Raw genomic sequence first — 22393 nt, 5'->3', positions numbered from 1 at the left:
GATGGAAGGAAGGGGCGTAGACCGAGAGCGATCAAATGCACGAACCTCCGCGTCATCCCGGACAAGCGGCGACGCCGCGCGGCTCCGGGATCCATCGTAGGGCGAATCCTAGTCACGGGCTTGGCTCTATGATGGATCCCGGGGCAAGCCCGGGATGACGCGGAGGTTCGGGAGCCAGCATCCCGAAGGTCCCTCATGTCCGCCCCCGCCCTGTCCTCGACGCCTGCCATACCCGCCCCGACCGCTCCCGCGCTCGCGATGTTCCTCGCGCTGCTCCTGGGCGCGACCTGCATCGGTTTTTCCGGCGTGTTCGTGCGCTTCGCCGATGTCGGCCCGGCCGCAGCCGGCTTCTGGCGCATGGCCTTCGCGCTGCCCGTGCTCGGCCTCTGGACGGGGCTGGAGCAGCGCCGGCCGGGGCGCCCGGCGGCGGCTGCGGGCGCCTTGCTTCCTATCGCGCTGGCCGGCCTCGCCTTCGGCGTCGACGTCGTGCTCTACAACGCCTCGCTCGCCTTCACGACCATCGCCAACGCCTCGCTGCTCGGCAATCTCTCACCGGTCGCGGTGGTGCTCGGCGGCTGGCTGCTCTTCGCGGAGCGCCCGAGCCGGCGCATCCTCGGCGCGCTGGCACTGGCGCTGGGCGGGGCGGTGATGCTGGTTCTGCCGAAATTCGTGGGCTCAGCCGCACCGGCGCCTGGTGGGCTGTTCGGCGACAGCCTCGCCATCGGCGCCGCGATCTCCTATGCCGCCTATATCCTCGCCGTCCGCCGCGCCCGCGATCGTGCCGAGGCCGGACGCATCAGCCTGATCGCCAGCGCGGTCTGCGCCGCCTTCTGCCTCCTCACCGCCCTGGCTCTGGGCGAGACGATCATGCCGGCGAGCCTGCAGGGCTGGCTGGCGGTGATTGCGCTCGGTCTCGTCTCGCATGCGCTCGGCCAGGGCCTGATCACGCTCTCGCTCGGCCATTACGGCGCCAGCGCCGCCTCGCTCGTCATGGTCTGGCCCGCGATGGTCGCCGTGCTCGCCGCCTGGGCGCTTTTCGGTGAGCAGCCCTCCCCCGTCCAGGCCTTCGGCGGCATCGCGATCCTCGCCGCCGTGCTGATGGTGCGGAAGGGTTAGGCCGGAACGGCATAGTTCAGGATCACCGCGCCGTTGCTCAGCGGGCGCGACCGCGTCAGTGAAAGCTTGCGCGCCGGCGATCCCGGCTTGAAGAGGGGCGTCCCGGTCCCGAGCAAGACTGGCGCGACGCAGAGCATGATCTCGTCGACCAGCCCGTGCCGCAGCAGCGAATCCGTCAACTGGGCGCTGCCGAAGACATAGATGTCCTCGGCCAGCGCGGCCTTGCGCCGCGCGATCTCACCGGCGATGTCGGCCGTGACCTGCGTATTGTTCCAGTCGGAAGCCGTCAGGCTGCGCGAGGCGACGAGCTTTGGTAGGGCGTTCATGAAGGCCTTGACCTCGCCCTCCTCCTCCGCCGTCGTCCAGTAGGCCTTCATCCCTTCATAGGTAACGCGACCGAAGACGAGCAGCCCCGCCTTTTCCCCGAATTCCTTGCTGAGCTCGGCGAGTTCGTCGCACCAGGCGTCGTTGTGGAAGGCGAGATCCCACTTCGTCGGCCCTTCGAACAGCCCGTCCAGCGTGACGAGATTCCAGACGATCAGCTTGGCCATCCTGTCCTCCTCGTTCGGCAACCTGCCGCACCGTGCACGACGAACTTATCCCCGCTCACTCAGCCCGTGGCTATCCTGCGCGCATTCCGCCCGACCAAGGGGGCTGTCGCGAGGCATCGTGCGGCCGGGCGGAATGGCGGTGTTCATGAGGGTTGCCGTTGCGGGCTGCCGCCATGGAGGGAACGCTGGCGTTGCTCGCCTCAGTCAAGCGCTGCATGCCCGCCAACCTAGAAGAGAACCGCGCGCGGAGTCCGGTGGCGGCCACCCCCGCTGCAATCGACACCTCGACATCGACACTCGACATCGGCACGCGGTCAGGCCGCGCTGCCACCGGGCTCCGCGCACCCCTTTCCGGGCAGCAGACCATGAGGAACCCCGCGGCGCGAGCCGGCCGGGGCTTTCGCTGTCGGCAGGTCATGGAGCGGCGGCTCAGGAACCGGCATGCCGTTGCGGGATTGCGATAAGCGGCGCCGCGCGTCATCCTTGGCGCCTCAACCGGCCGAGGTGAGCATGTTGCGCGGAGTGGTCCTGGCTTTGACGATCCTGCTGACCCCGGCGGCGCAGGCCGCCGGGCCCTATGGCGAGATCATCGTCGGCAACTGGAAGGGCGGCGCCTTCACCAATGACGCGACGGGCGCCTTCTCGCATTGCGCCGTGAACGCCGGCTATCGCAACGGCACGCGGATGTTCACCTCGATCACCGGCGATCTCAAATGGCTGGTCGGCTTCGCCCATCCCAACTGGAAGCTGAAGCAGGGCAGCAAATTGAACCTGCAGCTCGTCTTCGATCGCAGCACGCGGATCGACGTCACCGCGGAAGCCAAGACGCCGACCCTGCTGGCCATCCCCATGCCGGACGACTCGCAACTCATCAACGCCTTCCGCCATGGCCGCTATCTGGAACTCGTCGCCAACGACCAGCGCCTGACCTTCGCCCTGACCTCGACCGGCGAGATGCTGCCGGCCCTCGCCGCTTGCGCCAAGCAGAGCGCCAATATCCGCGGGCCGGTCAATCCGGCCGCCGGCCAGAACGCGGCCAAGCCATCCGAGGCCGAGATCCAGGCCAAGGCCGAGAAGCGGGCGGTGCTGGAAAAAACCCGCGACCTGATCCGCACGCGCATGCTGACCTGCATCGGCCGCGAGGGCGGTCCGATGCTGGCGACCGACGAGGAGGCCGAGGTCGTCGCCAAGGCGGCGATGATCTTCTGCAGGACCGATGTCGATTCGCTCGCCCAGGCGATCATCGAGATCCAGGAGCACGACGCGAGCCGCCCGGTCGATCGCGAGGCGGTGCGCCGTGCGGCCGCGCAGAGCGTCCAGGACGTCGTCGTCGCCCAGATCGTCAAGTCGCGCGGCGAAATGCTCAGCCGCCGCAACCAGCAGCAACAGCCCTCGACGCCGTCGGGCGGAAGCTCGCCGATTTCGCCGTCGCTATAAGAACAGATCTTCTGAAGCGCGCGTCATTCCGGACAAGCCGCGAAAGCGGCGCCGATCCGGAAGCCATGCCTGAACGCAGATGGCAGATGCTTCGGAATGGCTTCCGGGCCTCCGCTCCGCTGCTGCCGGAATGCCGGCGTGAAAGGACGCAGGGGCAAAGTGCTTCGCCACCCCGACTTATCCCCGCCGATTCAGATGGCCTGAAGATGGTGCCCTCAACCAGGGGCCCGCCATGTCCGTCAGATCCGATCGCCATCTCGTCGAAACCACCGGACATGGCGAGATCATCCGCCTGCGCCGCAGCCTGATCCGCCTTCAGGACGAAGCGCGGCTACTGCGCCGCGATGTCCTGAAGCGCAAATACAACCCCTCGCAGCCCCGCGTCCCGGCCGGCGGCCCCGGCGGCGGCCAATGGACCAGCGGCACGGGCGGCGGTGGCGGCAGCGGCGGTAGCGCCATGCCCGGCTTCGGCGAAGAAGGCGGCCTTGCCGAATTTGCCTCCGAGGACGGCTTCGTCATCGACGAGACCGGCGACGAGGCCTGGTCCTTCTACGAGGAAAGCACGGGCGCGGACGGAGGGGTCTCCGAGCGGGCCATCGTCAACCGCGACGGCAGCACGATCCATTCCGAATACGCCGGCTCGCGCGCGGCAGGCTTCGACGAGCGCCACACCGTCACGACGCCCGAGGGCGAGAAGACGGTCTTCGAGACGACGGGCAAGACCCAGACGATCCGCGAAGGAGGACCCGACGGCGAAGTGATCGCAAGGTCAGTCTGGATGCCGGATGGACCGGTGGCGCAGGTTACGGTACAGCCGGTCTTCGCCGACAAACTATTCGCAAACGGAGCGATCCTTTTCGGCTGGCTGTCGTCGCAGAATGGCGATGGGCTGCAAGCCGTCATCGGCTTCAACGCCCGCGAGTTCAGGCCCGGCACCACCGATAGCCTCCAGCTTGGCTATGTCGGACAATTGAGCGAAGAGGAGGTCGAAGCGGCCTGTTATCGCTGGCGCCAGGTCGAGGGCTTCGCGGCAAGGGCCGCCAATGCGGCAGGACCGGTCTCGCAGTATCCTTCGACAGCAGTATACGGGACAGCGGTTCACAGCCGCTTCAAAATCTACGTTGACGATCAATATGATTTAAAATTTCGCGCCGAGCGGTCCTTCCTGAAAGAACAAGGCGAAACGACCGACGGCGAAATCCCATACGGTCGCAGTGGCACGATCCGGGTCGATGCCTGCGAATATCGTGATGATGGAACGTTGTGCGTCAATGATCTCAAGACGGGCAGATCTGTCCTTAAAGATCGGCGCGCTGAAATTCTGGCGACCGCCGCCGCAAGGGGCTTAGCTCCTGTTCGGCGGGTCATCGTGACGGAGGTCAGGCCGACATCATGACGACGAAGAAGCAGATCAACGCTCTCTGGTCGCAACTGCTCGCACGGCACGACGACCTCTTTCTCGCTGATCGGTTCGTGATTCTGAAGCCGCAACGGCATGTCATGCGGTCGGTTTCGATCGACCGCAGTTGGGATGCCGATTACCCGCGCTTTTACTGGCACATCGGACATGCATGCGATCCCGTGGGATCGCGGGCCGGGCTAGCCCCTGAGCCGATCTTTCTCGAGCGCGGCAAGCCGAACCGCTGGTCGCAGAACGGCTTCTTCGAAACGGTGTTCGACGCGCTCGAGCATCGCATCTTGCCCATGCTGCGGCGGGTACAGGGAATTGAGGACATGGACCATGTCGAGGGTGAACCCGGCTCCTTCGAGTACAAGGGGTGGCTCAACCACGATCCATTTCGCATCTCGATCCTCGCCGCGCAGGGGCGCTTCGAAGACGTTCTCCCCATTTATGAGAAGATCAAGGACCGTCACCTGACGATGACGGATGGATGGCAGCCTCGCTTTGAGCGAGCCAGCCGATTGGGCGCTCTCGTGGCAGCGGGAAATCGTGCCGACGTCGCGGCCCTGCTCCATCGCTGGGAAGAGGAGTTCGTCGCCCGCAACCGCCTCGAAGCCATCTACGAGCCGACGCCGTTCCCGCTCGAGATCATGCCTGAGACCTGATCCTCGCGCCCCGCCGCGCGCCCTCCCTGTCAGCCCGCGCGGATCGGGAGTAGGATCGCCCTCCACGCAATGGAGCCTCGCCGTCCCGAGCGCGCTTCGTCCGCTGCCATCGGCCAGGCGTTTTGACGCGAGGAGAGGCCCATGCGCGCTCTTACCTCGATCGCCGCGGCGCTGGTGCTGACGGCCGGAACCACGCAAGCCTGCTCGCACGAGGCCGCCAGCGGCTGGGACTATCCGTTCGAGTGCTGTTCCGGCGCCGACTGCGCCGAGATCGACGCGGGGGCCGTCAGGGAGAGCCGATACGCCTATATTGTGACGGTCGCCCCCGGCGAGCATCCGATCTGGGCCAAGGACCGCCGCCGGCTCCTCGTTCTCGAAATCCCCTATCGCAAGGCGCGCCTGTCGCCGGACGGGAAATGGCATCTGTGCATCAACGATGCGGGCGAGATGCTCTGCCTCTTCGCACCCGCCGGCGGCTCGTAGCGTCGCTGGCGGGCTCAGTCGCTCTGGCGAGCTTGCCATGTCTGCTTCTGAACCTCGCCGTCATCGCGGGCTTGCCCCGGGATCCATCAGGGGGCTCCGAAGCTCTATGATGGATTCCGGATCGGCGCGGCGGAGCTTGTCCTTGGGCCGATCGAAGATCGGACCCGAGGGCCGCTTCTCCGGAATGACGGGGTGGTTCCGTGAGACGTCGGCAAGCGCCAGTGCCTCACTCCGCCGCGAGGCGTGGCGGCGGCAGCTTGCCCAGCACCTTCCCGCTCGTCTCACCCGGTGCCTGGTGCGCGTGGGGCTCATGGATCGCTTCCCACAGGCTTTCATCCTCGGGCTTGCTGAAGAAGCGCCCGAAGATCCGCCCCGTCAGCTTCGAGAGATCGTCCATCACCGCGTAGAAGGATGGCACGAAGACCAGCGACAGCACGGTCGAAACCAGGAGGCCGCCGATCACCGCGATCGCCATCGGTGCGCGGAACTCGCCGCCATCGCCGACGCCATAGGCCGAGGGGAGCATTCCCGCCGCCATGGCGATGGTGGTCATCACGATCGGGCGGGCACGCTTGCGGCCGGCCTCGAGCAGGGCGGTGCGGCGGTCACGCCCACGTCCCTCCTCCTCCACCGCGAAATCGACCAGCATGATCGCATTCTTGGTGACGATGCCCATCAGCATCAGCAGGCCGATATAGACCGGCATCGAGACCGGGTTGCCGGTCGCCAGCAGCGCGATCACCACGCCACCGAAGGAGAGCGGCAGCGAGAGCAGGATCGTGATCGGCTGGAAGACCGAGCCGAAGAGCAGGATCAGCACGACGAAGACCAGCATCAGCCCAGTCGTCATCGCCTGGACGAAACCGTCGACGACCTCGCCCTGGATCTCGGCATCGCCGGTCGCGGCAATCCAGACGCCCGCGGGCAGCCCCACCTCCTTGACGATCTGGTTGAAGGTCTCCTGCGCGGTGCCGAGCTCGAAGCCGCGCTTCAGATCGGCGCCGATGGCGGCGCGGCGGACGCGGTCATAGCGGTCGATCGAGCTCGGGCCCTCGCCGAAGCCGATCTCGGCGACGGCGGTGAGCGGGATCGAGACACCGTTGGCGTTGGTGACGCGCAGCGCCGCGATGTTGCGGATGTCGGCGCGAGCGGCTTCGTCGAGCTGGACGCGGATCGGCACCAGCCGGTCGCCGGCATTGAACTTGGCGAGGTTGGCGCCGACATCGCCGATGGTCGCGACACGCACGGCCTCCGAGATCGCCTCGGGCGTGACGCCGAGATTGGCCGCCTGTTCGAGCTTGGGCTTCACCGTCAGCTCGGGCCGCGAGAGCGAGCCCGAGGTCGCGACGTTGAGATAGCCGTCGACCTTGCGCATCCGGCCCTCGATGCGGGCCACGGCTTCGTCCAGCGCCGGCCCGTCCTTGGACAGGATCGAGAACGCCATCTCGCGCTCGCCACGCTCGTTGACGTACCAGGCGCGGACGTCCGGCACGCTGGCGAGCTTGTCGGCGATGACGACCTTGAGGTCCTTCTGGCGCGCCTCGCGCTCCGCCTTCGGCTTAAGCAGGATGGTGACGGCGGCGCGCCGGACCTCGCGCTGGCCGGTCGGCGAAGCGCCGCCGAGCACGAAGACGTTCGTCACCTCGGGTATCGTCTTGAGGGCATCGACGAGCTTGTCGGTGGTGACACGGGTGTCCTCCAGCGTCGCGCCCGGCGGCAGCTCGACCGAGGCCACGACGCGCGAGGTATCCTCGTCCGGGATGAAGCCGGTCGGCAGCAGCGCGGTGGCGTGGATCGAGCCCCAGAGAAAGGCAAAACCCAGCACCAGCGTCAGATACGACATGTTGAAGGGCAGCGAGCGCCAGAGCCCGGTCCCGTCGAAGCGCGGCAGCAGGGGGATGCGGCGGGAGGCCGTGGTCGCCTTGAGCAGCCCGACATAGCCGCGCATGACGATGCCGTCCTTCGGATCGGCATGGTCGACGGGTTTCATCAGATAGGCCGCCATCATCGGTGTGATCAGCCGCGCGACCAGCAGCGAGAACAGGACGGCGACCGCAACCGTCAGGCCGAACTGGCGGAAATACTGGCCGGCGACGCCGCCCATGAAGGAGACCGGCGCGAAGATCGCGACGATCGTCAGCGTGATCGCGATGACCGCGAGGCCGATCTCGTCGGCCGCCTCCATCGCGGCGCGATAGGGCGATTTGCCCATCTTCATGTGCCGGACGATGTTCTCGATCTCGACGATCGCGTCGTCGACCAGGATGCCGGTGACCAGCGTGATGCCGAGCAGGCTGACGAGATTGAGCGAAAAGCCCATCAGCTCCATCGCCCAGAAGGTCGGGATGGCCGAAAGCGGAAGGGCGATCGCGGTGATCAGCGTCGCCCGCCAGTTCCGCAGGAACAGGAAGACCACGATGACGGCGAGCGCCGCGCCCTCGATCAGCGTCTCCATCGCCGCCTTGTAGTTGCCATGCGTATAGGCGACCGCGTCGTCGATGGGCTTCAGCGCGATGTCGGGGAAGCGCTTGTTCAGATCGGCGATGCGCGCCGCGACGACATCCTTGACCGAAAGCTCGCTCGCCCCCTTCGAGCGGAACACCGCGAAGGAAACAACCGGGCTCTTGTCGAGCCGGCCGAAGGCGCGCGGCTCCGAATTGGAATCCTCGACGCGGCCGAGTTCCTTCAGCCGGACCTCGCGGCCGCCGGTCAGCGTGATCTTGGTCTCGGCCAGTTCGGCGACGGTGCGTGCGCCCGCCAGCGTGCGGATCGCCTGCTCCTGCCCGCCGACCTCGCCGCGCCCGCCGGCGAGATCGACATTGGTGGCGCGGATCTGGCGGTTGACCTCGCCCGCCGTGGTCCCGAGCGCCAGCAGGCGGTCGGGGTCGAGCGAGATGCGGATCTCGCGATCGACGCCGCCATAGCGCTCGACCCGGCCGACGCCCTTCAGCCCCTGCAATTCGCGCGCGACGACATCGTCGACATGCCAGGAGAGCTGCTCCAGCGTCATGCCGGTCGAGGAGGCGCCATAGGTCAGGATCGACTGGCCCTCGACATCGATGCGCTGGATCACCGGCTCGTCGATGGTCCTCGGCAGGTCGGCGCGGATCTTGGCGATCGCGTCCTTGACGTCGTTGACGGCGCGGTCGGTGTTGGTTTCGAGCCGGAACTCGATCACCGTCGCCGAGGAGCCGTCGGTCAGCGTCGACATCACATGCTTCACGCCGGTGATGTTGGCGACAGCGTCCTCGACGCGCTTTGAGACCTGGCTTTCGAGTTCGGAAGGCGCCGCACCCGACTGGGTGATCGTCACCGAGACCAGCGGCACGTCGATGTTGGGGAAGCGCGTCACCGGCAGCTTCGAGAACGAGAGCAGCCCGAGCACGCAGAGCACGACGAAGAGCAGGATCGCCGGAACCGGCTTGCGTATCGAAAAGGCGGAGAAATTGATGTTCACCGGCGCCGCTCCCGTCAGTTCGTCGCAACAGGCGTGATGACGTCGCCGTCGCGCACGAAGGTGCCGGCGCGCGCCACTACGGTCTCGCCCGCAGCGATGCCGGATGCGATCTCGGCACGGCCATCGCCGGCCAGGCCGAGCTCGACCTTCTTGGTGGTCACTTTGCCGCCGCTGACCGCCTGCACGGTGGCGCCCGAGCGGGCATAGGTGATCGCCGAGAGCGGCAGGGTGACGACGGTCTTGCGGCCGGTTTCGATCACGCCGCGCGCAAACGAGCCGATCGCGACCGGCGGATTGCCGATCAGCGCGACCCTGACCCGCCCCAGCCGCGAGGCCTTGTCGACCTCGGGTGCGATCAGGCGGATCGTGCCCGCCAGCGCCTGCGTCGCGCCGGCCGGTGTCACCGCGACGGGCTGCCCGACCTTGAGGCCCGGCAGTTCGACCTCGGCGACCTCGGCTTCGAGCTCGACCGCGCCGTCGGCGACGATGCGGAACAGTGGTTCGGTCGCGGACATGGAGGCCATCGCCCCGAGCTTGGCGCTGCGGCGACTGACGATGCCGCCTTGCGGCGTCTTGATCTCGGTGCGGGCGAGCCTGACCTCGATGTCGCGGCCTTGAGCCTTCGCTAGAGCAAGGTCGGCGGTCGTGATCGCCAGCGCCTGCCTCGCCGAGTTGACGCGAGCGCGGGCCGAGCGGGCGGCGGCATCGCGCTGGTCGAAGGTCTCCAGGCTGGCATTGCCGCTGTCGCGCAGCGCCTTGGTCCGGTCGAACGCGTTGTTGGCCTGGACGACATTGGCCTCGGCCTCGACGATCTGCGCATTGGCCTGGGCAACGGCGGCTTCCGCCCGCGCGATCTGGGCGTCGTTCTGCGCCTTCTGGACCTCGAGCGTGGTGCGCGAGAGCCGCGCCAGCACCTGGCCGGCGGCAACGCGGTCGCCCTCCTCGGCCAGAATCGCGACGATGGCCAGGCCATCGACCTCGGGCTGCACCATGACCTCGTCACGCGCGATCATCGAGCCGGACACCACGACGCTCTGCACGATCTCCGAAACCTTCGCGGTCGTGACCGTGACGGAGGGGCCGGAGGCGGGGGCCGCTTGAGCCGATGCGGCGGCCGGCGTCTGCGCCTGTGCGGCGGGAACGAGCCCGACGGCGAGCGCCAGCAGCGACAGGCCGGCGATGCGGAAGACGGTGGCAGCGGGGGACATCGGACGAACTTTCCGGCTGGAAGAAAAGGAGGCGATCACGGCTGGGTGCTCCCGGATTCGGGCAGCAGCAGCACCTGCGCCAGCCCGCGCATCGCCTTGAACAGGGTGTCGGCGGCCATCACGGGGTCGAAGGAGGGATCCGTGGCGCGGCGGCAGAAGAAGCCGTCCGCCATCATGAAGATCGCCTGCAGGAAGCGGGCATCGTCGAGATTGGCCGGCAGCTCGCCGCTGGCCTTGGCGCCAGCGATGGCAAAGCCGAGCCCGCCGACGACGGTGCTGTCGATCGCCGCGCACATGCTCGCCATCTGCGGATTGCGCGCCGCTTCAGCCCAGATCTGCATGCAGATGATGGATTTCTCGCGCGGCTCCTCGATCAGATGCTTGCGCCCGAGCGCCTCGAGCTGGTCGAGGACGTTACCCTTGGCAGGGTCGAGCTCGGCGAAATCGGCTGCGATCAGGGTGCGGTCGCGCTCGGCCATGCCGGCGATGATCGCGTCCTTGGAAGCGAAGTAGCGGTAGAGATTGCCCGGGCTCATGCCGGCCTCCGCGGCGACGTCTTGCATCGTCGCCGAATGGAAGCCGGCGCGCGCGAAGACGCGTTCGGCCGCATCAAGGATGCGGGTCTGGCGTTCCGACGGGGCGCGGTCGGGCGCGGGGATGGCGGCAGAAGGTGACACGCGATACCTTGGAGCAATGAGAATGAACGTTCATTCTCATGCCGAAGACTGCGCACCAAGTCAAGTCGGACGCCGCTCTTGATGGTTTCTTGTCGGGTAGCAGAGAGTTTGTCACCCGAGGGCAAAATTTGTCACCGTAGCGCATTCAGATTGTCACCCGGGCTCGTTTTCGCCGGCAGTGCGTCTAAGTCCCGCCAGTCGCAGAACAGCGTGAGGACGCGGGCCGCCGCAACCGCTAAGGCAGCGTCCGAGCCCACGAATCCACCGTTTCTGAGCTTGGATAATGTCGCCTTGCGGACGTTGGGAAGGGCCGCTTTCAGGCAGTGCAGCTCAGTGACTGGCGGCAGGCGTATGTTTGGCCCGTTTCAGACGCTGACAGGGTCCGCCCTCGGGCGTGCATATGGCGGTTCAGCGGAGGGCAAAACTGGACTTTTCTGACACGCCAAAAATCAGCGATCAAGCGCCCCCCGCTCCTTGAGCGGGAAGCGTTGACGCCTAGTCTCCGCGCACATAGCGCCACAGCACCTCGGTGATCTCCGCCCGGCGGCGGGCCGTCGCGCCGGGCGACGTCATGTCCCAGCGGAACTGCGCCTCGAAGGTGTGCCGGTTGGCGACAGAGAAGATCGATAGGGCGTTCAACGTGGCATGGAGTTCGTGGGCGTCGATCCCCGGCCTGATCGCGCCCAGAGCCTTGCCCTTGGCCAGAATGCGCTCGATTTGGCCAATGACCGGCCGTGTCATCTGCTTGAGCGTCTCGCTGCTATGGACGTGCCGGCCGCGATGGATGTTCTCGATCGCGACGAGCCGGACGAATTCCGGATTGGCCTGGTGAAAATCGAAGGTGAATTCGGCGAGCCGGCGAATCGCGGCCTCTGGTTCGAGCGCATCGAGATGCAGGCTCTCCTCCGCCAGGCGCATCTTGCCGTAAGCCATCTCCAACACCGCGGTGAACAGCTCTTCCTTCGAGTTGAAATAGTAGAAGATCAGCCGTTTGGTGATCCCGGCCCGTGCAGCGATCGCGTCGGCGTTGGCGCCCAGGAGCCCGTTCTCGGCGAATTCCTCGAAGGCGATCCGCAGGATCTCGGCTTTCGTTCTTTCGCGGTCGCGGCCACGCACCCCGGGTTTGGCGTTCGCGGGCGCGTGCGTGCTGTCTGTTGTCATCCCGCAATACCGGCTGCCTGCCCCGAGAATGGTGCCCGTCCTTCATAACCGATTTGGAAGACGCTTGACAGCAATTATCCCACCGATTAATTAACCGACAACTATCCTATAGGTTAATTATAGGGAAATGACGCCCATGGCGATCGCGGCATCCGGTCAGCTCACGCGTGTCGGCTCGTCCTTGCGGATTGCTGGGCCACGATTTCGGCTCGCCGCCTGGCCTGTCGCCCCGGCAAAGTTCGCGGCCCGATGACCGCGCTCGGCCTCGCGCACCTGACAGCGCTGGAGCTGCCGCCACCGGAACTGGCGCGAGAGGCGGCGCGTGCCGGCTTTGCCTCCATAGGCGTGCGCGCCCATCCGGCCATGACGGGCGGCGTCGCCTATCCGATCCGGGCCGGATCATGGGCGCAGCGCGAATTGCGCGCGATCCTCGCTTCGGAAGGCGTGCGCCTGAACGAGATCGAATTCATCCAGTTGACGCCCGGGCTCGACATCGCCTCCTTCGCACCGTTGTTCGAAGCAGGGGCCGATCTGGGCGCGAGAGCGGTCACCGTCTCCGGCGATGATGCCGATCGCCAGCGCCTGGTCGCCAGCTTTGCTGCGCTGTGCGACCTCGCCGGCGAGTTCGGCCTGCGGGTCGACTTGGAGTTCATGCGCTGGCGCGTGGTCGGGACCGTGGCGCAGGCCGAGGCGATCGTGCGCCAGGCGGGCAGGCCCAACGGCGCCGTACTGATGGACGCGCTGCACCTCAGCCGCTCGGGTGGAGTTCCCGGCGATCTGGCAGCCCTGCCGCCGGATTTTCTGCGTGCCGCCCAGCTCTGCGACGCGGTTCCGGCCCGGCCGGCAACCGACGAAGACGCCATCGCCGAAGCCCGAGAAGGACGCCTGCCTCCGGGAAAGGGTTCCTTGCCGCTCGCCGCTCTGGTCCGGGCTTTGCCGGCCGATGCGACGCTCAGCGTCGAGCTGCCGATGCGCGGGCTCGATGCGCGCTCGCGCATCGTGAGCGCTTACACCGCGACGCGGCGGTTGCTTGATGCCTTGCCGGCGCGTGAGGCGTCCGCGGTCGGCAACACGTACGCCGCCCCAGAACACAGGAATCAGTGAGAGCATGACGAACATCGCAATCGGCGTGATCGGCGCCGGGCTGATCGGACGCAAGCACCTGGCGAAGATCGCGGAGCATCCCGATTTCGACCTGGTCGGGATCGCCGACGTCAATGTCGAGCCGGTCGCAGCGCAGAATCCGGGCGCGCGCGTCTTCGCCGATTATCGCGCAATGCTCGACGAGGCCAGGCCGAGCGCCGTCATCATCGCCTCGCCCAATCAGCTTCATGCCGAGACCGGCATCGAATGCGCCCGTCGCGGCATCCACATCCTGATCGAGAAGCCGGTCACGGACACCCTGGAGTCGGCGAACGCGCTGATCGATACGATCCGAGCGGCCGGCACCCAATCGCTGGTCGGTCATCACCGTCGCCACCATCGCCAGGTCGCGGCCTTGCGGTCGCTGCTGGTGGAGCGCCGGATCGGCGATCTCGTCGGTGTCTCCGCTATCTGGTCGGTGTACAAGCCGGATCCCTATTTCAAGATCGCGCCATGGCGGACGCAGGCCGGCGGCGGGCCCGTGCTGATCAACCTGATCCACGAGATCGATTTCCTGCGTTTCTCGGTCGGCGAGATCGTCTCGGTCAGCGCCGTCGTCTCGAACCGTCAGCGCGGCTTTGCCGTCGAGGACACGGCCGGCGTGCTGATCGAGTTCGAGAACGGGGCGGTCGGAACCTTCTTCGTCAGCGACAGCGCCGTCTCGCCCTGGACGACCGAGCAGGGTGTCGGGGAATCCCCGGAGTTTCCGTTCAGCGGCGAGAGCAGCTACCGCTTCATGGGCAGCCGCGGCGCGCTCGAATTTCCAAACCTGGTGCAGTGGACGCAGGCCGGCGGCGGCGCTCCGGACTGGAACCAACCGATCGAGGCCCGGCGGATCCATGCCCCGACGCTCGATCCCTACATCGCCCAGCTCGATCATTTCCGCGACGTGGTCCGCGGCACGGCTGCCTCCCTGCAGCCGGTCGAGGACGGGGCGCGCACGCTGCTGGCGACGCTCGCCGTCGCCGAAGCTGCCGCGACGGGCCAGCGGATCGACCTGCGCGATCGCTACTCGACCCTGCTCCGCTCCCAATCCGACGAACAGCGGAGGGCATCATGAGTCTGAAGCCGATCTACGTACTCAACGGGCCGAACCTCAATCTGTTGGGCGAGCGCGAGCCGCGCACATCTACGGCTACGAGACGCTGGCCGACATTGAGGAGCGCTGCCGCGGAACTGATGCGGGGCTGCGCCACGGGCTGGTGTTCCGGCAATCCAACCATGAGGGGCAGATCGTCGACTGGATCCATCAGGCGCGGCACGAGGCCGATGCGATCGTCATCAATGCCGGCGCCCTGACCCATACCTCGATCGCGATCCACGATGCGCTCAAGACTTTTGCCGGGCCGATCATCGAACTGCATATCGCCAATGTGCACCGGCGGGAGGCGTTCCGGCACCATTCCTACATTGCCTTCGCCGCGACCGGCGTGATCTGCGGCCTCGGCTCGGATGGCTACGACTTGGCGATCGAAGCAGCAGCGCGCTTGCAGGCAAAATCGGTCGCCACCCAAATGCGCGCCTAAAGCGCGCCGGCAAATGCCGGCTGCAACGTCGGAACCGAGGACAAAGCGCCCGCGGGAGCGGCTAGGCCAATGAATTCGGATCGACCCCTTTGAGAAGGTCGGCCGCTGGGGAGGAGCCATGAACTACAAGCTCGATTTCACGCCGGTGATCGATGGGCTGTCCGATCTCTTGATGGGCTGCCTCGGCACCTTCCTGCTCGCCTTGTGCGGCATGGCGCTGGCCATCGTCATCGGCATCAGTGGCGTCGTCCTGCGCGACTCGAAGATCGCCCCGGTGCGCTGGCTGGTGAAGGCCTTCGTCGAGCTGATCCGCAACACGCCCTTCCTGGTCCAGATCTTCTTCATCTACTTTGCCCTGCCGCTGATCGGCGTGAAGCTCGACCCGACGCCGACCGCGATCATCGCGCTCGGCATCAATGGCGGCGCCTATGCCATCGAGATCATCCGCGGCGGCGTGCAGTCGATCGGCAAGGGCCAGATCGAGGCGGGACTGGCGCTCGGGCTGCACAAGGCCCAGGTCTTCCGCCTGATCGTGCTCAAGCCGGCGCTCCGGGCGATCTTCCCCTCGCTCACCAGCCAGTTCGTGCTGCTGACGCTGACCACGAGCGTCGCCTCGGCGATCTCGGCCTATGAACTGACCTCGGTGGCGCAGCGGATCGAGTCCGACAGTTTCCGCTCCTTCGAGGTCTACGGCACGATCACGCTGTTCTACCTCGTGATCTCCTGGGTGATGATGCGCTTCTTCGACGCGATCTCGGCCCGCTACTTCAGCTATCCGGTGAAGTGAGGGTGCGATGGGATCGAACGAATTCCTCTTCCTGCTCACCGGCCTGAAATGGACCGTGCTGCTCTCGCTGGTCGGCTTCGTCGGCGGCGGCGTGTTCGGGCTCGCCATCGCGCTGATGCGGGTCTCCGGCCGGCCGCTGATGGAGCGGATCACGGCGGGCTATATCGCCGTCTTCCAAGGCACGCCGCTGCTGATGCAGCTCTTCGTGGTCTATTACGGGCTCGCCCTGGTCGGGCTGAAGCTCGATGCCTGGGTCGCGGTCGCGATCGGCTTCACGCTCCACGCCAGCGCCTATCTCGGCGAGATCTGGCGCGGCTCGATCGAGGCCGTGCCGAGGGGCCAGACCGAGGCCGCCAAGGCGCTGAGCCTGAATTACGTGTCGCGGATGCGCGACGTCATCCTGCCTCAGGCGATCCGCATCTCGCTGCCGGCGACGATCGGCTTCCTGGTCCAGTTGATCAAGGGCACCTCGCTCGCCGCCATCGTCGGCTTCACCGAGCTGACGCGGGCCGGCAACATCGTCTCCAACCAGATCTTCCAGCCGCTCCTCGTCTTCGGGATCGTCGGCATCCTCTACTTCCTGCTGTGCTGGCCGCTCTCGCTCTACGGCTCGCATCTGGAGCGTCGCATGGCCATCGCCGCGCGCTGACACCCCCGTTCACCGCCTGAACCAACCAAACACGAAAAGGGAGAGAAGCATGACGAGGATCAAGACCACCCGCCGCAATGTCCTCATTGCAGGTGCCGCCGCGCTGGCGATGCCGGCGCTCATCTCGAGGAAAGCGCTCGCCGTGACGCCAGACGAGATCAAGAAGCGCGGCAAGGTCATCATCGGCATCCAGGGCGACAACCCGCCGTGGGGTTTCGTCACCAGCGCCGGTAAGCAGGACGGTCTCGACGCCGATATCTCCGAACTCTTCGCGAAAGAACTCGGCGTTCCCGTCGAGTTCGTGCAGCTCGCCGTCGCCAACCGCATCCCGGCGCTGACCTCCGGCCGCGTCGATGTGCTGTTCGCGACCATGGCGATGCTGCCCGAGCGCGCCAAGGCCGTGCAGTTCTCGAAGCCCTATGCCGCCAACGTCATCACCTTCATCGCGCCGAAGGATGTCGAGGTGAAGACGCATGCCGATATGGGCAAGTATACGATCGGCGTCGCGCGCGGCAGCGTGCAGGACAGCGATGTCACGCGCACGGCCCCTCCCGGCACCACGATCCGCCGCTATGACGGCGATGCGCCGGCGATCCAGGCGCTCCTCTCCGGCCAGGTCCAGGCCGTCGGCGGCAACATCTTCTACATCCCGCGGCTCGAGGAGACGAAGCCCGGCGTGTACGAGAACAAGCTCCAGTTCACCACGCTCTACAACGGCGCCTGCACTCGCCTCGGCGAAAAGGAGATCAACGCGACGGTCAACGCCTTCATCGACAAGATCAAGGCCAATGGCGAGCTGGCCAAGATCTATCCGAAATGGATGAAGAACCCGCTGCCGACGTTCCCGGACAGCGTCCCGGACATCCCGTTCGTCGCTAGCTGACGAGATCGTGGGGGGCCCGCCATGACCGAAGAAGCCGCCAACGCGGAGACGCGGATGATCACGATGCAAGGCGTGAACAAATGGTATGGCGAGTTCCAGGCCCTGTCCGACATCAACCTTTCGGTCCGCAAAGGCGAGCGCATCGTGCTTTGCGGACCGTCGGGCTCGGGCAAGTCGACGCTGATCCGCTGCATCAACCACCTGGAGACTTACCAGAAGGGCGAGATCAGGGTCGGCGGCACGAGGCTCGGAGACGACGCGAAGACCATCGACGCGGTCCGCCGCGAGGTCGGCATGGTCTTCCAGCATTTCAACCTGTTTCCGCACATGACCGTGCTGGCGAACTGCATGCTGGCGCCGATGCGCTCGCTCGGCGCGAGCAAGGCGGAGGCCGAGGCCACCGCCCGCAAGTTCCTTGGCCGGGTCAAGATACTGGAACAGGCCGAGAAATATCCGGCTCAGCTCTCGGGCGGCCAGCAGCAGCGCGTCGCCATCGCGCGGGCGCTCTGCATGAAGCCCAAGGTCATGCTGTTCGACGAACCGACCTCGGCGCTCGATCCCGAGATGGTCAAGGAGGTGCTCGACACCATGATCGGCCTCGCCGAAGAGGGCTTGACCATGATCTGCGTCACCCATGAGATGGGCTTCGCCCGGCAGGTGGCGAACCGCGTCATCTTCATGGCCTCCGGCGCCATCGTCGAGCAGGCGCCGCCCGAGGAGTTCTTCCACAACCCGCGCCATGAGCGGACGCGGAAGTTCCTCGGCGAAATCCTCAGCAAGCACTGAGGGCGACATCGGGCGGCGCCTGGGCAAGCTGTCACGCGGCGCGCCGGGGGGAGGTCGTGCTATCCGCCCGTGCTTGCGAGCTGGCGGCGTAGCGTCGCCACGGCTTCGTCTAGCGCGTCTGTGATCAGGGCCTCCGCCCGCGGATTATAGCGGACCGCCGGGAGCGCGACGTTGAGAGAGCCGAGCGCCTCCCCGTCCTCGCCCAGCACGGCCTTCGCCAATCCGATGATGCCCGGGGTGAACTCCTCGAGGGAATAGGCGATGCCCTCCCGCAGGACCTTATCGAGCTGCCGACGCAGCTCTGCCGCCGAGGACAAGGTGTTGGCCGTGATCGGCTGGAAGCTGACGCCGTCCAGGTACTCATTCCGCCGGCTCTCGGACATATGGGCGAGAATGATCTTGCCGCCGGAGGTTGCATAGAGCGGCGCCAGGTCCCCGAGCCGCATATGGGAAACCAGCCGCTGCGAGGAACTGACCGTCGCCACCACCTCGGCCTCGTTGCCCTTGAGCATGTTGAGTGCCGAGGATTCGCCGGTCTGCGCGGTGATCCGCTCCAGCACCGGCTGCGCCAGGCCGACGAGGTCCTGCCGGCGCGAGGTCAGGCGCGCCATGCTGGTGAAGCGCTCGCCGAGGCGGTAGCTCTTGCCGGCAGCCGAATAGGCCACGTAGCCGCGCCCCGTCGCGGTCTTGAGGAGCTGGGTCAGGCTGCTTTTCGGGATGCCGAGCGCCTCCGTGATCGCGGTGTGCGACAGGCCGCCATTGAAGCGCGCCAGCAGTTCGAACAGGTCGAGCAGCCGGTCGGCCGATTTGACGGCACTGCGCGCATCCTCGTTCAGCCCTTCGTGTTTCAATGCCAGCCCCTCTGTTCATCAGTGTGAACAGGTTAGCAAGCCCGCCGCCTGTGGGGAAGCGGGGGATCAGCGTCGCTCGGCGGCGTTCCGCGCGAGCAGCCGCCGCGTGGCTTCGCCGGCGTGCCGGGCGCGTTCTGCCGGAGGCAGCGTGGCAAAGGCGGCGGAGGGCGCTTCGATCCCGACCGGCGTATCGGGGGCGAAGGCGTCGAGGAAAGCGTCGAGCCAAAGCTCTCCGAGCCCCGGATAGAGCCGCTCGCCGCGCGCCTCGGCACGGAGTCCGGCGGCCGGAGGAGGCAAGGCCGGGGCATCGCAGAGATGGATATAGGAGAACAGGCCGGAGTCGTAGCGGGCTATGTCGGCTGGACTGCCGCCCGAACGGCTGAGATGCAGCGCATCGACCAGGAGTCCGGCATCCTCGGGCGCCGCCTGCCGCAGCAGCTCATAGGCGCTGCCGAGATCGGCGATCGTCGCATAGGGGATGAATTCCAGCATCGGCCGTAGCCCGCGCGCGTTCGCCTGCGCGCACAAGCGCCCGAAGTTGTCGATGAGCCGAGCCGGCTCGGCATCGAAGCCGACGGTCAGCACGTAGCGCGCCCCGAGTTCGGCCCCGACGTCCAGAGCGGGCTGCAGATCGTCGACCTGTGTCTGCGGCGACAGCCAGATCGCCTCGATATCGAGAATGCGCAGACCGGTCGCGGCGAGTCGCTCCTTGATGCTGCGCTGCTGCGGGATGTCGCCGACGACCGGGACGATCCTATCCCCCGGAAGCGGCGGCACGATGCGCAGGCCGATCGCGTCGAAGCCGCCGACCGCGCCGGCATCGATCAGCGTCAGCGGATCGGCATCGATCACCGTGAGATGTGCGAGCGAGATCGATCTCATTTGGCAGGTCCTCGTTGACATCATTTGATCGCCATATAAAACTAGTTTCTGTAAATGAACAAACATGGAGACCGGAGATGACCGCAGCGAGCGACGAGGCCGACCGGCGCGCCATCCGCGAGCTCCTCGAGAACTGGGTGGTCTGGCGCGACGCCGGCGACTGGGAGCGTTTCCGGGCCGTCTGGCACCCGGAGGGGCGGATGATGGCGACCTGGTTCCAGGGCACCGGCGACGAGTTCATTCGCGTCAGCCGCGAGGGTTTCGAACGCGGCGTCCGCATCCTGCATTTCCTCGGCGGCATCGCGGTCGACGTCGCAGGCGCGCGGGCGATCTCCCAGACGAAGATGACGATCAGCCAGCGCGCCGAGGTCGACGGCGTCGTCTGCGACGTCGTCTGCACCGGCCGCTTCTACGACTTCCTCGAGAAGCGCGACGGGCGCTGGGGCATCGTGCTGCGCCAGCCGATCTACGAGAAGGACCGGATCGATCCGGTCGATCCGTCCGCCGCACTCGCGCTCGACCGCGAGCTGCTGCTGCGCTTTCCGGAAGGCTATCGCCATCTCGCCTATCTGCAGACCCGTATCGGTTACAAGGTCAAGCCCGACATGCCCGGGCTGATCGGCCGCGAGGTCGAGGCGCTCTATGCCCGCGGTGCCGGCTGGCTGAAAGGTGCGCCGGCCGACCAGCCTGCGGCGCTGGCGAGCTGAGGCCAAGATGACGAGCGTCGCCATCCGGCCCTTCGTCTACGAGCCGCTTCCGGCCCGCGTGATCTTCGGAGCCGGCACGCTCGCGCGGCTGGGCGAAGAGGTCGAGCGGCTCGGTCTCGAGCGCGTCCTCGTCTTGGCGACACCGGCCCAGCAAGGCGAAGCCGAGCGGCTGGCGGCGTCGCTCGGCGCGCGCGCTGCCGGGGTCTTCGCCGGAGCGGTCATGCATACGCCGGTTGCGGTGACCGAGCGCGCCATGGCCGAGGTCGCGGCGCTCGGCGTCGATGGTGTCGTCGCCGTCGGTGGCGGCTCGACCATCGGGCTCGGCAAGGCCATCGCCCTGCGCAGCGACCTGCCGCAGATCGTCGTGCCGACGACCTATGCCGGCTCCGAGATGACGCCGATCCTCGGCGAGACGAGCGATGGGCTGAAGACGACGCAGCGCAGCCCGAAGATACTGCCGGAGACGGTGATCTACGATGTCGAGCTGACGCTGACCCTGCCGCCGGAGCTCTCGGCGACCTCCGGCATCAACGCGATCGCCCATGCGGTCGAGGCGCTCTATGCGCCGGACGGCAATCCGATCGTCTCGCTCATGGCGGAAGAGGGCATCGGAGCGCTGGCGCGTGCGCTGCCGTCGATCATGCGCGAGCCGTCGCAACTGCGAGCCCGCTCCGACGCATTGTACGGCGCCTGGCTCTGCGGCGCCTGCCTCGGGGCGGTCGGCATGGCGCTGCATCACAAGCTCTGCCATGTGCTGGGCGGCGCCTTCGACCTGCCGCATGCCGAGACCCACACCGTCATCCTACCGCACGCCATCGCCTACAACGCGGCGAGCGCACCGGAGGCCATGCAGCGCATCGCACGCGCCCTCGGCGCCGATGAGGCGGCGACGGGCGTCCACGATCTCGCGCGGCGGCTCGGCGCTCCCCGCGCCCTACGCGATCTCGGCATGCCTGAGAGCGGCATCGAGCAGGCGACCGAGATCGTGACCCGCAACCCGTACCCGAACCCTCGCCCCCTGGAGCGCGACGCCATTCACGGCCTGATCGCGCGCGCCTGGGCCGGGGACGCGCCGCAAGGCTGAGCGACGACGATGATGCCAGGGAGGACAGCGTGAGGAATTTCGACGAGCGCTCGATCACGGCCGCGGTCTGCCAGCGGGTCGGACAGGCGAGCGATCCGCGCGCGCGCCAGATCAGCGATGCCTTGGTGCGCCATCTCCACGACTTCGTGCGCGAGATCGAGCCCACCCAGGAGGAGTGGTCACAGGCGATCGCCTTCCTGACCCGCACCGGGCACATGTGCGACGCCAACCGGCAGGAGTTCATCCTGCTCTCGGACGCGCTCGGCGTTTCCATGCTGGTCGACGCCCTCAACCATCGCCTGCCGGGCGGCGCGACGGAAACCACGGTGCTCGGCCCGTTCTATGTGCAGGAGCCGCCCGAACTGCCGCTCGGCGCCAATATCTCGCCCGGGCTGGAGGGCGTGCCGCTGCTCGTCACCGGCTCGGTCAGCGCAGCAGACGGGTTGCCCCTGGCCGACGCAGCGGTCGATGTCTGGCATTCCGACGGCGACGGCTATTACGACGTCCAGCAGCTCGACGAGGACCACGGCCTCGCCATGCGCGCCCGGCTCAGGTCGGCGAAGGACGGCGCCTTTCACTTCTGGACGATCATGCCGGCCGCCTATCCGATTCCCAATGACGGGCCGGTCGGCGAGATGCTGGCGGCGCAGGGGCGCCATCCCTACCGGCCGGCGCATGTCCATTTCATGATCGCGGCGCCGGCGCATGAGCAGCTCGTCACCCATGTCTTCGTCGAGGGCGACGCCTATCTCGATTCCGACGTGGTCTTCGGCGTCAAGGACTCGCTGATCCGTCCCTTTGCCGAGATGCCGGCGGGCACCGCGTCTGACGGCACGCGGGTCGAGCGACCCTATCGCCACCTTCACTACGACTTCGTCCTGGCGCCGCAGCCGCGCACGGCCTGATCCGGTAACTTTGCCGGCAACGCATCGCCGAGG

Annotated in this window: 21 protein-coding genes and 1 pseudogene; 15 read left to right on the top strand and 7 right to left on the bottom strand. The window is 66.9% G+C overall.

Going from position 1 to position 22393, the window contains the following annotated elements:
* Window positions 1–195 precede the first annotated feature (195 nt).
* Entirely contained in the window at window positions 196–1116 is a 921-nt protein-coding gene (locus tag AC1RMY_RS00320; protein ID WP_492861947.1) for a DMT family transporter, read from the top strand.
* On the opposite strand, the gene AC1RMY_RS00315 is transcribed toward AC1RMY_RS00320, so the two are convergent.
* Window positions 1113–1667 carry a dihydrofolate reductase family protein gene (locus tag AC1RMY_RS00315; protein ID WP_492861946.1) on the bottom strand — a complete coding sequence of 185 codons (555 nt, stop codon included), beginning with the start codon at window positions 1665–1667 and terminating at the stop codon, window positions 1113–1115. The genes AC1RMY_RS00320 and AC1RMY_RS00315 overlap by 4 nt on opposite strands.
* Window positions 1668–2177: 510 nt before the next feature.
* Between AC1RMY_RS00315 and AC1RMY_RS00310 the strand changes: the two genes are divergently transcribed.
* From AC1RMY_RS00310 to AC1RMY_RS00295, 4 genes are all read left to right on the top strand, one after another.
* Window positions 2178–3104 carry a hypothetical protein gene (locus AC1RMY_RS00310; RefSeq protein WP_492861945.1) on the top strand — a complete coding sequence of 309 codons (927 nt, stop codon included), beginning with the start codon at window positions 2178–2180 and terminating at the stop codon, window positions 3102–3104.
* Between the two features lie 457 nt (window positions 3105–3561).
* Window positions 3562–4500: a hypothetical protein gene (locus AC1RMY_RS00305; protein WP_492861944.1), complete on the top strand. Its 939-nt coding sequence runs from the start codon at window positions 3562–3564 to the stop codon at window positions 4498–4500.
* Window positions 4497–5171: a hypothetical protein gene (locus AC1RMY_RS00300; protein ID WP_492861943.1), complete on the top strand. Its 675-nt coding sequence runs from the start codon at window positions 4497–4499 to the stop codon at window positions 5169–5171. Before AC1RMY_RS00305 ends, AC1RMY_RS00300 begins: the two co-directional genes overlap by 4 nt.
* A 141-nt stretch (window positions 5172–5312) precedes the next feature.
* Window positions 5313–5654, top strand: coding sequence for a hypothetical protein (locus AC1RMY_RS00295; protein ID WP_492861942.1), 342 nt, complete (start codon window positions 5313–5315; stop codon window positions 5652–5654).
* Between the two features lie 226 nt (window positions 5655–5880).
* On the opposite strand, the gene AC1RMY_RS00290 is transcribed toward AC1RMY_RS00295, so the two are convergent.
* From AC1RMY_RS00290 to AC1RMY_RS00275, 4 genes are all read right to left on the bottom strand, one after another.
* Window positions 5881–9111, bottom strand: a complete 3231-nt coding sequence (locus AC1RMY_RS00290; RefSeq protein WP_492861941.1) for an efflux RND transporter permease subunit — start codon at window positions 9109–9111, stop codon at window positions 5881–5883.
* A gap of 14 nt (window positions 9112–9125) precedes the next feature.
* Entirely contained in the window at window positions 9126–10319 is a 1194-nt protein-coding gene (locus AC1RMY_RS00285; RefSeq protein WP_492861940.1) for an efflux RND transporter periplasmic adaptor subunit, read from the bottom strand.
* A 35-nt stretch (window positions 10320–10354) separates the two neighbouring features.
* Window positions 10355–10996 (bottom strand): TetR/AcrR family transcriptional regulator, encoded by a 642-nt coding sequence (locus AC1RMY_RS00280; protein WP_492861939.1) that lies wholly within the window; start codon window positions 10994–10996, stop codon window positions 10355–10357.
* A gap of 495 nt (window positions 10997–11491) precedes the next feature.
* Window positions 11492–12157 (bottom strand): TetR/AcrR family transcriptional regulator, encoded by a 666-nt coding sequence (locus AC1RMY_RS00275; protein WP_492861938.1) that lies wholly within the window; start codon window positions 12155–12157, stop codon window positions 11492–11494.
* Between the two features lie 249 nt (window positions 12158–12406).
* Here AC1RMY_RS00275 and AC1RMY_RS00270 point away from each other — a divergent pair, with 249 nt between their 5' ends.
* The 7 genes and pseudogenes from AC1RMY_RS00270 to AC1RMY_RS00240 all read left to right on the top strand — a co-directional run bounded on the left by AC1RMY_RS00270 (window position 12407) and on the right by AC1RMY_RS00240 (window position 17931).
* Complete coding sequence (locus tag AC1RMY_RS00270; protein ID WP_492861937.1) at window positions 12407–13261, top strand: sugar phosphate isomerase/epimerase family protein; 855 nt, start codon at window positions 12407–12409, stop codon at window positions 13259–13261.
* A gap of 4 nt (window positions 13262–13265) precedes the next feature.
* Complete coding sequence (locus tag AC1RMY_RS00265) at window positions 13266–14360, top strand: Gfo/Idh/MocA family protein (RefSeq protein WP_492861936.1); 1095 nt, start codon at window positions 13266–13268, stop codon at window positions 14358–14360.
* Window positions 14361–14362: 2 nt separating this feature from the next.
* Window positions 14363–14826: pseudogene (gene aroQ, locus AC1RMY_RS00260) on the top strand (type II 3-dehydroquinate dehydratase).
* A gap of 118 nt (window positions 14827–14944) precedes the next feature.
* A complete protein-coding gene (locus AC1RMY_RS00255; RefSeq protein WP_492861935.1) occupies window positions 14945–15613 on the top strand; it encodes an amino acid ABC transporter permease in 669 nt (222 codons plus the stop codon).
* Window positions 15614–15620: 7 nt separating this feature from the next.
* A complete protein-coding gene (locus AC1RMY_RS00250; protein ID WP_492861934.1) occupies window positions 15621–16262 on the top strand; it encodes an amino acid ABC transporter permease in 642 nt (213 codons plus the stop codon).
* Between the two features lie 49 nt (window positions 16263–16311).
* Entirely contained in the window at window positions 16312–17145 is an 834-nt protein-coding gene (locus AC1RMY_RS00245) for a transporter substrate-binding domain-containing protein (RefSeq protein ID WP_492861933.1), read from the top strand.
* A gap of 54 nt (window positions 17146–17199) precedes the next feature.
* On the top strand, window positions 17200–17931 hold the full coding sequence (locus tag AC1RMY_RS00240; RefSeq protein ID WP_492863526.1) for an amino acid ABC transporter ATP-binding protein: 732 nt from the start codon (window positions 17200–17202) through the stop codon (window positions 17929–17931).
* 59 nt (window positions 17932–17990) lie between these two features.
* Here the strand turns inward: AC1RMY_RS00240 and AC1RMY_RS00235 are convergent, their stop codons facing one another.
* On the bottom strand, window positions 17991–18782 hold the full coding sequence (locus AC1RMY_RS00235; RefSeq protein ID WP_492861932.1) for an IclR family transcriptional regulator: 792 nt from the start codon (window positions 18780–18782) through the stop codon (window positions 17991–17993).
* A 66-nt stretch (window positions 18783–18848) separates the two neighbouring features.
* On the bottom strand, window positions 18849–19664 hold the full coding sequence (locus AC1RMY_RS00230) for a sugar phosphate isomerase/epimerase family protein (protein ID WP_492861931.1): 816 nt from the start codon (window positions 19662–19664) through the stop codon (window positions 18849–18851).
* Between the two features lie 77 nt (window positions 19665–19741).
* On the opposite strand from AC1RMY_RS00230, the gene AC1RMY_RS00225 reads away from it, so the two are divergent.
* Genes AC1RMY_RS00225 through AC1RMY_RS00215 form a run of 3 tightly spaced genes read left to right on the top strand, consistent with a single transcriptional unit; the run spans window position 19742 to window position 22360 of the window.
* A complete protein-coding gene (locus AC1RMY_RS00225; RefSeq protein WP_492861930.1) occupies window positions 19742–20371 on the top strand; it encodes a nuclear transport factor 2 family protein in 630 nt (209 codons plus the stop codon).
* Between the two features lie 7 nt (window positions 20372–20378).
* On the top strand, window positions 20379–21455 hold the full coding sequence (locus AC1RMY_RS00220; RefSeq protein WP_492861929.1) for a maleylacetate reductase: 1077 nt from the start codon (window positions 20379–20381) through the stop codon (window positions 21453–21455).
* Window positions 21456–21484: 29 nt separating this feature from the next.
* Entirely contained in the window at window positions 21485–22360 is an 876-nt protein-coding gene (locus AC1RMY_RS00215; protein WP_492861928.1) for an intradiol ring-cleavage dioxygenase, read from the top strand.
* Window positions 22361–22393 lie beyond the last annotated feature (33 nt).

Source organism: Allobosea sp. GW822-FHT03F07, from assembly GCF_058801345.1.
The sequence above is the reverse complement of the archived record's forward strand: the minus strand, read 5'-3'. Positions and strand labels throughout refer to the sequence as shown.